At 52.7% G+C, this 13,922-nt stretch carries 11 protein-coding genes; 1 reads left to right on the plus strand and 10 read right to left on the minus strand.

Going from position 1 to position 13,922, the window contains the following annotated elements:
• Window positions 1–31: 31 nt before the first annotated feature.
• From P1U47_RS02695 to miaB, 5 genes are all read right to left on the minus strand, one after another.
• Window positions 32–1,654, minus strand: coding sequence for an FMN-binding glutamate synthase family protein (locus P1U47_RS02695; RefSeq protein WP_301027007.1), 1,623 nt, complete (start codon window positions 1,652–1,654; stop codon window positions 32–34).
• A gap of 116 nt (window positions 1,655–1,770) precedes the next feature.
• Window positions 1,771–2,628 carry a transporter associated domain-containing protein gene (locus P1U47_RS02700; protein ID WP_301027008.1) on the minus strand — a complete coding sequence of 286 codons (858 nt, stop codon included), beginning with the start codon at window positions 2,626–2,628 and terminating at the stop codon, window positions 1,771–1,773.
• On the minus strand, window positions 2,621–3,112 hold the full coding sequence (gene ybeY / locus P1U47_RS02705) for an rRNA maturation RNase YbeY (protein WP_301027009.1): 492 nt from the start codon (window positions 3,110–3,112) through the stop codon (window positions 2,621–2,623). Before ybeY ends, P1U47_RS02700 begins: the two co-directional genes overlap by 8 nt.
• A complete protein-coding gene (locus P1U47_RS02710) occupies window positions 3,109–4,095 on the minus strand; it encodes a PhoH family protein (protein ID WP_301027010.1) in 987 nt (328 codons plus the stop codon). The genes ybeY and P1U47_RS02710 overlap by 4 nt, the downstream gene beginning before the upstream one ends.
• Window positions 4,096–4,207: 112 nt before the next feature.
• The gene (miaB, locus tag P1U47_RS02715; protein ID WP_301027011.1) at window positions 4,208–5,599 is read right to left on the minus strand and encodes a tRNA (N6-isopentenyl adenosine(37)-C2)-methylthiotransferase MiaB; all 1,392 of its coding nucleotides are present in this window, start codon (window positions 5,597–5,599) and stop codon (window positions 4,208–4,210) included.
• Between the two features lie 184 nt (window positions 5,600–5,783).
• On the opposite strand from miaB, the gene P1U47_RS02720 reads away from it, so the two are divergent.
• Window positions 5,784–6,131 carry a DUF1820 family protein gene (locus P1U47_RS02720; protein ID WP_301027013.1) on the plus strand — a complete coding sequence of 116 codons (348 nt, stop codon included), beginning with the start codon at window positions 5,784–5,786 and terminating at the stop codon, window positions 6,129–6,131.
• Between the two features lie 64 nt (window positions 6,132–6,195).
• Here P1U47_RS02720 and P1U47_RS02725 read toward each other — a convergent pair whose 3' ends face one another.
• The 5 genes from P1U47_RS02725 to P1U47_RS02745 form a co-directional block, all read right to left on the minus strand.
• Entirely contained in the window at window positions 6,196–7,473 is a 1,278-nt protein-coding gene (locus P1U47_RS02725; protein WP_301027298.1) for an aminotransferase class I/II-fold pyridoxal phosphate-dependent enzyme, read from the minus strand.
• Window positions 7,474–7,635: 162 nt separating this feature from the next.
• Window positions 7,636–9,105 (minus strand): DUF1631 family protein, encoded by a 1,470-nt coding sequence (locus tag P1U47_RS02730; protein WP_301027015.1) that lies wholly within the window; start codon window positions 9,103–9,105, stop codon window positions 7,636–7,638.
• A 141-nt stretch (window positions 9,106–9,246) separates the two neighbouring features.
• Window positions 9,247–10,221 carry a tRNA 5-methoxyuridine(34)/uridine 5-oxyacetic acid(34) synthase CmoB gene (cmoB, locus tag P1U47_RS02735; RefSeq protein WP_301027016.1) on the minus strand — a complete coding sequence of 325 codons (975 nt, stop codon included), beginning with the start codon at window positions 10,219–10,221 and terminating at the stop codon, window positions 9,247–9,249.
• Window positions 10,218–10,940 (minus strand): carboxy-S-adenosyl-L-methionine synthase CmoA, encoded by a 723-nt coding sequence (gene cmoA / locus P1U47_RS02740; RefSeq protein WP_301027017.1) that lies wholly within the window; start codon window positions 10,938–10,940, stop codon window positions 10,218–10,220. The genes cmoB and cmoA overlap by 4 nt, the downstream gene beginning before the upstream one ends.
• Before the next feature lie 73 nt (window positions 10,941–11,013).
• On the minus strand, window positions 11,014–13,869 hold the full coding sequence (locus P1U47_RS02745) for an Ig-like domain-containing protein (RefSeq protein ID WP_301027018.1): 2,856 nt from the start codon (window positions 13,867–13,869) through the stop codon (window positions 11,014–11,016).
• Between the last annotated feature and the right edge of the window lie 53 nt (window positions 13,870–13,922).

The following is a 13,922-nucleotide window of genomic DNA, read 5'->3' on the forward strand; positions in this document are numbered from 1 at the left end:
GCCAGCTTCACCGCTAGCGCATTACGATGAATCAGGCTTGACGAATATCTTTGTCGTTGGCGGGCAGTCGCGTGGCATCTTTTACTGGGCTGCTGGCTGCGCTGCGCGCTGGCTCGGCGGTGCTGGCAATGAGGTATTCGGGTTTGGGCGTTTGCTCTGGGTAGCGATTAGTTAGGGGCTCTGGGCTACCGCTATTGTCGATTAAGTACACGTGTTTGCGCTGTAGGGCGCGGGCTTCTTTAACCCCGCAGGAGTGGGCGATAACGCCAACTTCGTGCATTAAATTGAGCGCGTAATTCTTAACGCGAGTGGCTTTGTTGGTGGGGTCGAGGCCGCGCTGGAGTTCGGGGTCGTGGGTGGTGATACCGGTTGGGCAGGTGTTTTTATTGCACTGCAGGGCTTGAATACAGCCCAGCGCAAACATAAAGCCACGGGCGCTAACGATAAAGTCGGCGCCCACGCACAGTGCCCATGCCGCTTCGGCTGGGTTAATCATTTTGCCCGAGGCGATGACCTTGATGCGCTTGCGCAAATTGTATTCACAGAGTTTATCCACCACCAAGGGCAGGCTGCGACGAATGGGTAGGCCAACGTAATCCATCAAACTTTGCGGCGCGGCGCCGGTGCCACCGTCGGCACTGTCGATGGTAATAAAGTCGGGGGCGTATTTTTGGCCGCGCTTGTGAATGGCCTCGCACATTTCATCTAGCCACTCTGCAAAACCGACTACGGCTTTGAAACCAACTGGTTTGCCGGTGATCTCGCGGATCCGCACAATCATATCGAGCAGATCGTCCATGCTGTGAATGTCGGTGTGGCCATTGGGGCTGATCGAGTCTTTGCCAATCTCGATGCCGCGAATATTGGCGACTTCTTCGGTGACCTTGCCGCCTGGCAGAATACCGCCCTTGCCGGGTTTGGCGCCTTGGCTGAGCTTTATTTCAATCATCCGCACTTGGGGGTGACTGGCGATATTGCGGAGCTTTTCGTCGCTGAGGTGGCCATCTTGGTCGCGCACCCCGTACTTGGCGGTGCCAATTTGAAACACAATGTCGCAACCCGCTTCCAAGTGGTAGGGCGACAGGCCGCCTTCGCCAGTGTTCAACCAAATGCCGGCTTCTTTGGCGCCGGCGCTAAGGGCGCGAATTGCGGGTTTGGAAATGGCGCCAAAGCTCATACCCGAAATATGGAAAATGGCAGAACTGGTATAGGGGTGTTTGGCGAAATTTTCGCCAATGGTAACCGCGTGGGTGGGCACGGCGTCTTGGCTGAGGGTGGGAAAGAAACAGTTCATAAACAGTACTTCATTGCTTTGGCTCAGCGGGCGCGTGGAGCCAAAGGCAATGGTGGTGTCGACGTTTTTGGCGGCGCGGTAAACCCAGGAGCGCTGCGAGCGGTTAAAAGGTAATTCCTCTCTGTCCATGGCAAAGAAATACTGGCGAAAGAATTCACCTAGGTGTTCAAAGATATAGCGAAAGCGGCCAATGATAGGGTAGTTGCGCCGAATCGCATGCTGAGTTTGGGTGATATCGCTGATATAGAGGCAAATCAGGTAGACAATACCTGCGGCCAGGGCGAGCAGAAAAACCAAGGCTCCGTATTCGATAAAGGTATTGGCAATATTGTTGAGGGTGTCGAACAAATTCGCGAACATGAAAACCTCGTGGGTGCAGTTAAAATACCGGTGTATTAAGCCAGTGTAGACCGAAACCATGAATTTAGTTTGACGGGGCGCCGCAACCCCGTCGAATTATTGCGTGAAAATTGTGATTAGCTATTAATATCGGCTATTTGGCGCATGCGTAATAAATGAATTTGACGATTGTCGGCGTTCACTACCTTAAACTCGTAGTTGTCTAAGCGCGCCACTTCGTTGCGAGTGGGCAGGTAGCCAAAGGATTTAAGGAGTAAGCCGCCGATGGTGTCGAAATCCTCGTCGCTGAGTTTGGCGTTGAAGTAGTCGTTAAAGTCGTCGATGGGGGTTAGGGCCTGCACCACAAAATCGTTGTCGGTGATTTTGCGAATTGGCAGGTCGTCATCTTCATCGTATTCGTCTTCAATATCGCCAACGATTTGCTCGAGAATATCCTCGATGGTAATCAGGCCAGCGGCGCCGCCGTATTCGTCAATAACCACCGCCATGTGATGGCGTTTTTCGCGGAAATCGCGCAGCAGCACATTCAGGCGTTTGCTCTCGGGCACCAAGGTAGCGGGGCGGAGCACGTCGCGAATGTCGATGTCTTCGCTGTTGGGGGTTTTCCACAGCAGTGGCAGCAAATCTTTAGAGAGCAGAATGCCGAGCACATTATCGAGGGTGTCGCCAATGACCGGATAGCGAGAGTGGCCGGTATCAATAATGATCGGCAGTAGCTCACTAAGGGGTTGGTCGGCCTTGAGAACCACCATCTGCGGGCGTGGAATCATTATTTCGCGGGCCTGCATATCGCTGATATGCATGGCGCCTTCAACAATGCTTATGGCATCGTCATCAATGACTTCATTCTGTTTGGCGACAGCAAGCAGTTCAAACAGATCTTCCCGTGTTTTGGGTTCAGATGAAAAAGCATGGGCTATTTTCTCGATCCAAGACTTGTCACTTGGATCGTTGCTAGATCGATCTTCACTCATGGTTTTGGGTGCTGTCCTCGCATATGGGGGTATAGGGGTTGCTAATCGTTAGCGTTTTTAGAAGCGCAATTTCTAGCGCTTCCATAATTTCTGCCTCGTCATCGTCAATATGATCGTAGCCGAGGAGATGGAGTGTACCGTGAATTACCATGTGCGCCCAGTGGTCGTGACAGGCTTTACCCTGCTCTTTTGCCTCGCGCTCTACCACCTGTTTGCAAATCGCCAGATCGCCCAGTAGTGGCAGTTCCAGTTCTGGGGGCAAATCGGCGGGAAAAGACAGTACATTGGTTGGTCCCGTCTTTTGCCGATACTGCAGGTTTAATTCGGCGCTTTCCGCTATATCTACAAGGCGAATACTAAGTTCAGCCTCGTCGCGGTGCTCCTGCAAAGCTGCCCTCGCCCACAGCTCAAACTGCGCTTGGCTGGGCAAATTGCCAGCTTCGCAGGCAATTTGCAGATCGAGGTCGAGATCGGTTTGGCTCATTGAGTGCCGCCAGTGCTCGCTTCGAAAGCGGCGTAGGCTTCAACAATACGCTGCACCAAGGGGTGGCGAACCACGTCTTTGGCGGCAAAATGGGTCATGCTAATGCCGTCGATATCGCCGAGTACTTTCATTACGTGTACTAAGCCAGAGGGTGTGCCGCGGGGCAAATCGATCTGAGTGGCGTCGCCGGTGATGACTGCGGTGGAGCCAAAGCCGATGCGGGTTAGAAACATTTTCATCTGCTCCCGCGTGGTGTTTTGGGCTTCGTCCAAAATAATATACGAGTCATTTAAGGTGCGGCCGCGCATAAAGGCCAGCGGCGCAATTTCAATGATATTGCGTTCAATAAGCTTGGTGACGGTTTCCATACCCAGCATTTCATAGAGGGCGTCGTAGAGCGGGCGTAAATACGGGTCGATTTTCTGGGCCAGATCACCGGGTAAAAAGCCCAATTTTTCGCCAGCCTCCACCGCTGGGCGCACCAGTAATATGCGCTGTACCTGATTGGTAATTAAGGCCTCTACCGCGCAGGCTACCGCCAGATAGGTTTTGCCGGTACCGGCGGGGCCAATGCCAAAATTAATATCGCAATTTTGAATCGACTTTACATAGCGTTGCTGGTTTTCGCCGCGGGGTTTAACGCTGCCCTTTTTGGTTTGAATTACCACCGGCAGGTGATCGGCAACCACGGGTTTACTGATTTGCTCAATGCCGGCTTCCTGCAGGTGCAGGTGCACACTCTCGGCGTTTAGGCTGCTACCTTCGAGTGATTCGTTATACAAGTGTTTGATAAGTTGCACGGCATCGTCAACGGCATTGTTGGGGCCGTTAATCTGAAAGGTATTGCCCCGCGCGCCGATGCGAACGTGCAGGCGCTGCTCTATCATTTTGAGGTTGCTGTCGTGCTGGCCGCAGAGGTCTGCCAGCAAGCGAGTGTCGTTGGGTTCAAGGGTGAGAACGCGTTGTATATCTTGTGCAGTCAATGAGTCACCGAATGCCGCGTTTGCGGCGCAAAATGTGTGATCGAAAAGCGGCGTAGACCGATGCTTGCATCGATTATTAGACCGCTTTGCTGTGGCGTCAATATGGCAGGGCTCAGTTGATTAACTCACCGCGCAGGGAGTTAGCGTAGGCCTCTAAAATATTGACGTCTACAAATTGGCCAATAACGCTGTGGTCTGCACAGGCAAAGTTCACCACGCGGTTGTTTTCGGTGCGACCCTGCAGCTCACCTGGATCTTTGCGGGAGGCGCCGGTAACCAGAATGCGCTGGGTGGTGCCCGCCATTTGCCGGCTGATTCGCGCCGCGTTTTGCAAAATATGCTGTTGTAGCGTTGCAAGGCGTTCTTTTTTCACTTCTTCTGGGGTTTCATCGGGTAGCTGCGCGGCGGGGGTGCCAGGGCGGGCGCTGTAAATAAAACTGAAGGAGAGATCGAAGCCAATATCTCGAATTAGCTGCATGGTGTGTTCGAAATCTTCATCGGTCTCACCGGGAAAACCAATGATAAAGTCAGACGACAGGCTAATATTGGGGCGAATAGTTTTGAGCTTGGCAATTTTGGCGCGGTATTCATCGGCGGTGTGGCCGCGTTTCATCGCCGCCAAAATGCGGTCGCTGCCGTGCTGTACTGGCAGGTGTAGGTGGTCTACCAATTGCGGCACAGTGGCATAAGCCTGAATTAAAGCCTCGCTGAACTCCACTGGGTGCGAGGTGGTATAGCGAATGCGGTCGATGCCTGGAACTTGGGCCACAAAGTGGATCAGTTCGGCAAAGTCAACAATATCGTCTTCGTGGTTAACGCCGCGATAGGCGTTAACGTTTTGGCCGAGCAAATTAACTTCGCGCACGCCTTTGGCGGCAAGCTGAGCGACTTCGGCAATAACGTCGTCAAACGGGCGGCTGACTTCTTCACCGCGGGTATAGGGCACTACGCAAAAGGTGCAGTATTTTGAGCAGCCTTCCATAATCGAGACAAAGGCGCTGGGGCCATCAACGCTGGGTTCGGGCAGATTGTCGAATTTCTCAATCTCAGGAAAGGTCACATCGACCACGATCGGGCCGTTGGGCTTTTTGCTGTCTAGCATCGCCGGCACGCGGTGCAAGGTCTGCGGTCCAAAAATTAGATCAACATAGGGTGCGCGGCGACCAATATCGCTGCCTTCTTGGCTGGCAACGCAGCCGCCAACACCAATAATGAGATCTGGCCGTTTGGCCTTGAGTTTGCGCCAGCGGCCCAGTTGGTGAAAAACCTTCTCTTGGGCCTTTTCGCGAATCGAGCAGGTGTTGAGCAGCAGCACGTCAGCTTCATTGGGATCGTCGGTGGGAATCATGCCGTGGCTGACCCCGAGCAAATCCTGAATACGTGAGGAATCGTATTCATTCATCTGGCAACCCTGGGTTTTAATAAACACCTTTTTGGGCTTGGCTGAGCTGGCAATCAGTTCAGGTGCTAGAGGGGTGCTTGCTGTCTCGCTGGTTTCTGACATAAGTATTTTTTTTAAACAATTAGGGGCGCTAATGGCCGCAAACAAAATTGGGGAGGCATTATAGCCAAATTGTGGTCTAAAACCCAGAAGTGCAGTGGATTCGCCAAATTTATGCTATCATCCGCGACCCGGTTTTCCGGTGCGATTTCTCGCTAAAGCAGTGCTGTTAAACTACGGAAAGACTATGCCTCAAGTTCCTATTTATAAAGTTATTTTTAATAATAACAACAAGGTCTATGAACTCTACGCGCGCGCGATTTACCAAAGCGATATGTACGGCTTTATAGAAGTTGAGGAGTTTGTGTTTGGCGAGCAGAGCCAAATTGTGGTGAATCCGGGTGAGGAAAAGCTCAAAAATGAATTTAATGGGGTAACGCGTAGCTATATCCCAATGCACTCTATTGTGCGGATTGATGAAGTGGAAAAAGAAGGTGCTGGCAAAATTGTTGATGCCGAGGGTGGCACCAGTAACGTTCGCAATTTCCCAAGCTTGCCAGGCCGCCCCATTAATCGCAGTCCAGATTCTGAGTAGCCATTAAATCGATATAAAAAAAGGGGGCGCCGATTATCGGCGCCCCCTTTTTGTTGTGCTCTATTTAGCTCAGGCGCTGACGCACTGACGCCAATTTTACACAGTTCACAAACACCGCCATGGCGCGGTCGATCTCTTCCAAGCTTGGCACGCTGGGCGCAATGCGGATGTTCTTGTTGTCGGGGTCCTTACCGTAGGGAAAGGTTGCACCGGCGGGGGTAAGTTTAACGCCTGCTTCGGCAGCTAACTTAACCACTTCCTTGGCAAGGCCGGGCAGGGTGTCAAAGGAGATGAAGTAGCCACCTTGGGGCTCGTTCCAGCTCGCCATGCCTGTGTCGGCCAAACCTTCACGCAAGTGCTTGAGCACAATGTCGAAACGGGGCTTGAGTACGCTCGCGTGGGCGCGCATATGGGCTTTGAGGCCCTCGCTGTCTTTCAAAAAGCGAACGTGGCGCAGCTGATTGATTTTGTCTGGACCAATTTGGCTCATGCCAAGGTGCTGGCTAAAGGCTTTGATATTGGCCTTAGACATACCTGCAAAGGCAACCCCAGCGCCAGCGTAGGTGATTTTAGAGGTGGAGCCAAACAGATACACGCTGTCTTCGGTGCCGTGGGCGCGGCAGCGATCCATAATGTTGGCGAGCTCTGGGGCGTCGTCAGTCAGGCTGTGAACAGCGTAGGCATTGTCCCAAAACACGCGGAAGTTGCTGCCCGCGAGCTTGCCCAGCTGGGCGAGACGGTCAACCACTTGCTCGGAATACACGGTGCCAGTGGGGTTGCTAAAGCGTGGTACGCACCAGATGCCCTTAATGCTGGGGTCGGCTTTTACTAATTGCTCAACCGCGTCCATATCTGGGCCGTCGTCGTTTAGGGCGACGGGGATGAGTTCGATGCCGAGGTGCTCACACACGCTAAAGTGGCGGTCGTAGCCAGGTACGGGTGCCAGAAATTTGGTGGTTTTGCCTTCGCTGGCCCAGCTCGCGCCCAGCGCGCCAAAGCCTTGATTCTGCGCAAAGAGTACCGCGAAGTACATCAGCGTTAAGCTGCTATTACCGCCAATTAAAATCTCGTCGTTGGCGACGCCCAAGACCTCGGCAAACAGGCGCTTGCACTCGGGAATGCCGTCGAGGCCGCCGTAGTTGCGCAAGTCGGTGTTGCTCTCATTGCTGAGGTCGTCGCCCAAAATGAGGTTGATCTCGTCAGATAAATTGAGCTGTTCGGCGCTGGGTTTGCCTCGGGTAAGATCGAGATTGAGGCCAGAGGCTTTAAACTGCTGATACTCTTGAGCCAGAGAGGTTTCCCATTCGCGTAGCTGCGTAGAAGAAGCTTGGTCGAGTTGCAAAGTCATCACCTTAAGTGCGTGATCGCAGTTGAATGCGATAAAACGAGTGTGGTTTGGGCCGTGTTCACTCGTGAAGAGTAAACATGCGGGCGCAAAATTATACCTATTTTTACATGGTGTCGTCACCCGAATACGCACAATTGGCGTAGCGAGTTCCCAGTGTTAGGGGCGTTTGAGGCTGGTGCTGCGGCCAGAGGCGATCATTCGCAGCTGGTGTAGCTCTTCAATGAGGGCTTGACTGGCTTGGTAACTGAAATTAATGCGGGCGAGACCTTCGCTGAGCTCTGCTTCAAGGTCTTTGCTCATGGCTTTGGCGCGGCGCAGCTCCGACCAGTCGGCATGAGGTTTAATATACCAGAGTATATCGTCGATCAATTTAATGCTGCGGCGCAGCGGAGTGCTATTACTGCCATGGCGCAGCCAGTGATACAGCACAATCGTGGTCATTGGCCCGTACAGCATATTGTCGACGCTAACGGGAAGCTGGATAGCAGCGGTTTTTTCGTCGAGCATTTCGTGCACTTTGCGGCGCAAACGGGTGAGCCGTTTTTGGCCCACCTCGGCGCTGAGGTTGCGTTTGTCGTTGAGCTTGATGCTCTGCAGTAGGTGCTGGCAACAGTCGTCGACTTGGCTGCGAATTTGGGCAAAATCGTTGGCTTGCACGCCATCTTTCGCTAATTTTCGACTAATGATTTTGAGGGCGCTCTCAAATTGAAAACGCTGGCTATTGTCGGTGTGATCCCAGTGGGCGAGGGCGTTCACAACTTGCCGGCAAACCTGCCGCGCCGGATGCAGGGCGTGTAAAAAGCTTTGGCGATCTTGTAGGGCAATACTGCTGGCCAGATTCTGCAAAGTATTCAGCGATGCCAAGATGCTGGGCGACAGCCGGCGACGGTTGCTCAGGCCGTGAAAAATACTGGCGGCCGCTTCAATCAATTCATCATCGGTGGGCTCGATGGTGGGCGCGGTGCTACTGTTCTGGCGATGGTCGTAGAGTTTGAGTAGGCGCTGCAGGCGCAGCTCGGTTAAGGCACGCTGCTGGGTAGATAAATTCTTTTCGCTGAGCTGAAGCTTACTGTGGGCTATCCAGTCGCCGAGGTTGTGGGCGGGTATTGACTTGGGTAGCGCGCTTAATAACTGCTCGTAAAGCTTGCTTAGCTCTTGAATAAACAGGCCCTGAAACATGGTGAGGGCTTGGTGGCGATGTTGGTTGTTGAGGCGGAGCGGCACAATGATGTGCTGAAAGCCAGCGAGCAAGGTAATTGGCGCAATAGCGCGGCAAAAGTAGTGAAGATCGGCTTTTTCTTTACCAAACGGCGCGTCGGGCAATTTTTCCAATTGCTGGGCTAAACGGTCGAGTTCGGGGTAACTGCCGGTTTCAAGGCTGCGCTTGGCGGTAAACGCTTGGTTAATATGGTCGGCAAATAGCCGGAAAGCTTCATCTTGCCCCGTTTTTACTGCGCGCTGCTGGCTGAGTAGCTCGTTTTGCTCGGTAGTGCTGCTAGCAGTGAGGGCGCGGCGATGGAAATTGTCTTGCAGGCGGTCAAAATAACGGTACAGGTGCTCGCCAAACCACTGTCGGGCTTGTGATTTTAGGCGGTCTAATAATGGTCCCGTATCGCTATGAGGCATGAATTTTCCAAACCGCTACGTAATAGTGCGTATATCAATTTGAAAGGTATCACACAAATGTCACATAGAAACTGAAGATGGGTGTTATTTGTTCAGGTTTTGATCAATGTCACGATTTGGCTTGCGCTTGATTGGGGCGAGCTAAGGCGCCTCGGCGATAAAGGTAGCGCGTTTCGGGGCTGGGTGGCCTTCTATTGTTTTGCTGGCGTCGTTAGGGTCTAGAAACTCGGCGAGGGAGTGAAACTGCATCCACTCGGTGCTGCGCTGCTCGTCGCAGGAGGTTTGACTGACGTCGACGAGGCGGGGGTTTTTAAAGCCAACTTTTTTAAGCCAGCTTTCTAAGGTAGCGGTGCTGGGTATAAACCAAACATTGCCCATTTTGCTGTAGCGACCTTCGGGAACCAGCGCATCACCTAGCTCGCCGTCGATCACCAAGGTTTCCAATACCAGCTGGCCACCGCTGCGCAGGGTGTCGCGCAGCGCTAATAGATGGTCAAAGGGTGAGCGGCGATGATAGAGAATTCCCATCGAAAACGTGGTGTCGAAGGCTTGTAAGCGCTCGGGCAAGTGCTCAATGCCCATCGGCAGTACCGCAACAGAAGGTTCGTTAAGGTATTTTTGTAAGGCGAAATACTGGGTGACAAACAGCGGTGTAGGGTCGATGCCAACGACTAGCGCGGCGCCCGCGCCACGCATCCGCCAGCAGTGATAGCCGCTGCCGCAGCCAACATCCAGCACACTGCGACCTTGCAGTGGCGCGATGGCGTCTTTTAGGCGATCCCATTTCCAGTCTGAGCGCCATTCAGTGTCAATATGTACGCCATATAGCTCAAATGGACCCTTGCGCCAGGGGTGCAGGCCTTTAAGGCCTTGCTCTAGCGCGCTGCGCTGCTCGTCGGAAATCTCGCCGCTGGCGCCAACGCGCGAAGCATCTAATTGAACGCTTGTCGGGCTGAGTGCCGGCAGGGCGGCGAGGGCCGCTTTCCAGCGGGGCAGATCGCCATAGCGGGACTCACTGAGGCCTGCGGCAATTTGTTCTGGCAGTTGCAGTGCCCAGTCGGCGAGCTTGGGGTGTTGTTGGCTAAGAGTGGCGAGAAAATCGCGGTAATCCATCATTTAATTGCGACCAGTGAGGCAAAATTAAAACACTGAAACCACACATCGATACTGCTAAATCCGGCGTCGCGCAGCCGTTGCTGGTGTTCTGTTAGGGTCTCTGGCACAAGCACGTTTTCCAATGCTGAGCGCTTTTGGGCGACTTCGAGATCGCTATAGCCATTGGCGCGTTTAAAGGCATGATGGAGGTCGGTGTTTAACTCTTGAAGATGGGTGTCGGCAAAACGAATCTTTTCCGACAAAATGAGAATGCCGCCAGGGCGCATGGCCTTGGAAATACGCTGAATTAATTCCCCACGCTGCTCGGCAGGCACAAATTGCAGGGTGAAATTTAAAACCACCACCGAGGCATTGCGAATCTCGGTGTCTTGAATGTTTTCACAGCGCAGCTCAATTGGCGGTGTGGTGCTGCTAATATAGCCTCGGCAGCGCGCAATCATCGCCGCGGAATTGTCCACCCCAATAATCGTGCAGTCGCGATCGCCTAGCTCTCTGGCCATCGACAAGGTGCTGGCACCTAGCGAACTGCCAAGATCATAAATATTGCTACCCCCCTGCGCATAGCGCCCAGCCATCACTCCTGTCATTGCGATAATCGTGGCATAACCTGGCACCGAGCGCAGAATCATATCGGGAAAAACTTCCACCACATGCTCATCAAAGGCAAAGCGACCAAGATTGGGGTGGGGGGTGGAGTAGAGGGTGTCGTGTTTGGTCATGGGGCATTCTTAGGAATGAAGTGCCCCGTAGTTTACCACGAGGCACTAGCAATTTTGTTGCTAACTAGTGTAATTACGGAGCTGGTGGATTTTGTTTCAAGGGGATATACACACTGTAGTTCACGGTGGTGCCCCCGCTTACTTCTGAGCAATCTCCGGTGTCTACACTAATGACCAAGCCGCCAATCTTTGCCTCGTTTGGCGCATCGCTCGGTATGATGGTAAATGCAGCAATATATGAGCCGTTGGAATTGGATGACGGAACGGTATATTCAGCGCTGCCAATCATTTTACCTAAATCTGTCGATGCTGAGACCGTTGTTCCCCCTGGTGGTAGCTGCCCGCGCTCATCGTAAATATGCGCATAGATCGTGCCGCCGCCTGACGTTAGATCAATGCCGTTAATAGGGTTGGCGGTGAGTGGGTCGGGGCCATCCAGTATCTCAATAGTCAGCTTGGTGGCATCAGACATCACCAGTACGATGCTATCGCTTACGAACAACGTTTCTGAGTCAGGATTACATTTCGCATTAGCGCCAGTTTTGTCGCAGAGTAGTCCGTCGTAGAGCTTGTTTGGACCGTTGCGTGTGTTGTCGTTATTGAAGTCGCCATATTTCTCGACGTTGACATCATAAAGTCCATTTTCATTTGCATCTAAATAGGGTTCGCCGATATCGCTAAAAGTTTCAGCATCGTCGTAGCGTCCGTTGGTTGGCTGAGAATCTGCAAAGCTCTCTTCGCCGATGGCGCGTGCAAGAATAGTGAGTCGTCCATCGACGGGCCGCGGGTCTTGCGAGCGCCATAACACCGAGCACTCGCCATGGGGGAAGCCGCCAACGCCGGTATTACAGCTTGCTTCTATTGATCCGCCTTCAGTCCAAAATACCACAGAGGTACCGTCTGGAACGGGGTTGTTAAATCGATCCGAAGCGTGGGCCGTGATCCGTGAGGTCACACCATTATAGGCCCAGGCATCGGGATTGAGGCAGGAGGCGCTAATGGAGAAACTGTCTTGGTCTGGGATGCCTGTCGTAATAACCAAGCTGTTAGATACTGCAGTTACTGTGGCGCCCTCGTGTGTTGTTGTGGCCTTTAGACGTACGGGGGTCGCAGTGGTTCCTGGAGTTACTACCGTAGTGACCAAGCCTTCGTTGTCTGAGGTGTCAAAGGCGCTGCTCAAATAGGCATCTGGACCGTTATTTCCTGAGCCGGTATCGCCGGTGACTATTTCAAAATCTACACGCTGATTTGGCAGGGCTTGCCCAGAAGTACTCGTGACCTTAAATGTGACGACGGATTGGGCGCCAATCTCGCGACCATCCTCATTATCAGCGTCGTTGATTGATTCCGTGCCCTTTAGACCCAGAATTTGCGGTGTTGCAGAAATGAACTGCAGAGTTCCTAGTGGCGGTTGGTCTGTGGTCAATGTAACCGCAGCGGTAAGGGTGTTATCAGCCACATTTGTACTTGCCGTAACTAGGTCGTCGCCATCGCATCCGCGAGCTGTATAAATGACACTTGCGGTACCGCCAATGTTGGTGGCAATGGCAGGGTCAATTTCTGCAAGTCCACTGGCAAGACAAGTCGAGTTGAAGAAGATGCTTGCGCTCCCAGTATAGCTATCGCCGTTTTGATCAATGAGATCAACCGTTAAGGTGGTGGTCTCGCCCGCTTCTATAACGCCGTTTTTGCTGCTTGCGATAGTGCCATTATTAAATAAGAGTTGATTGAATGAGCCAAACTGTACTTGCAGTGCGTCTAGGCTCAAGGTTGTTGTTGCGCTCAGATCCTGCCCTTGGTAGCGGGTTTCTGCGATGATGATATCGTCGCCGTCGCAGCCATTCGTTGTGTAGATTGCGGTCGCAATACCGTTTGCATTGGTGGTCGCGCTGGGTGTGATAGTGGCCAGACTGGAGCCGACACAGCTGCTGGATGAGAAGCGCACTTCAGTTCCGGCGATAGCATTGCCTTGGGCATTTTGCAGCTTGACTGTAAGGGTTGTGCTTTGGCCTGTTTTCAGTGAGTTTGAGGAGGTATTGATACGGCCATCACTAAATATCCCGCCTACGAAATTACCAAAATGGGTATTGAAAGTGGTTGTTAGCACAACAGTAGCGCGTAATATTTTGTTGTTAACGAGCGTTGTGGCGATAACATTATCTTCGCCATTACAGCTTACCGATTCATAGCTTGCTTGAATAAGGCCAGTAGTGTTGTTTACGCTGGCCGGCGTGATTGTTGCGAGGCCTGCGCTTATACACGTTGAAGTAAAGTTCACTGTGGCTGCGTCGGAATACGGTAGACCGTCCGCATCAATGAACGCGACGTACAGGTCAACAGAGTCGCCTGGTTGTAATGCTGTGAAGTTGGCTTTGATCTCACCGTCGACAAATTGGCCATTTTTTAGTGTACCGAAGCGAACATCGCCGGTATTCCCACCATTGCCTGGCGCGAGGGTGCCACTTACTTGCAGTGATGTGGAGGCGCTTAAATCGATATTGTTGATACTCGTGCTGGCAATGATAGTGTCTTCTATATTACACCCTTGTGCGGTGTAGGTAACACTAACGAGACCGGTCGAGTTTGTGATGCTGGCGGGACTAATTGTTGAGGAGTTGTCGCTGGCACAGGTAGACGTGAAGTTGACCACAGCAGGGGTGGTTACTGGGGCGCCGTTGGCGTCCACAAAGGAAACTCTAAGTATGGTACTCTCGTTTTGGGTGAGCTCAGCAAGGTCGCTGGCAATCACGCCATCCTGAAAACTGCCGCCGCTGGAAATGCCGAAGCGCACACTGCTATCGGTAGTACCACCGCTATTGTTTGAGTCGTCAATGGTTAACGTCGGCCCGCCATTACTACCGCCACCGCCGCACCCAGCAAAAAGCAGTACTGCCAAGACCAGCAGGCTGGTGCGTGAAAAGAGTTTCATAAGCGGTGTCCTCTATCCATAATTACTTAATTGGGGTTGTATTTGCCCTAAGA

It is taken from the genome of Zhongshania sp., from assembly GCF_029212375.1.
Taxonomy (GTDB): Bacteria; Pseudomonadota; Gammaproteobacteria; order Pseudomonadales; family Spongiibacteraceae; genus Spongiibacter.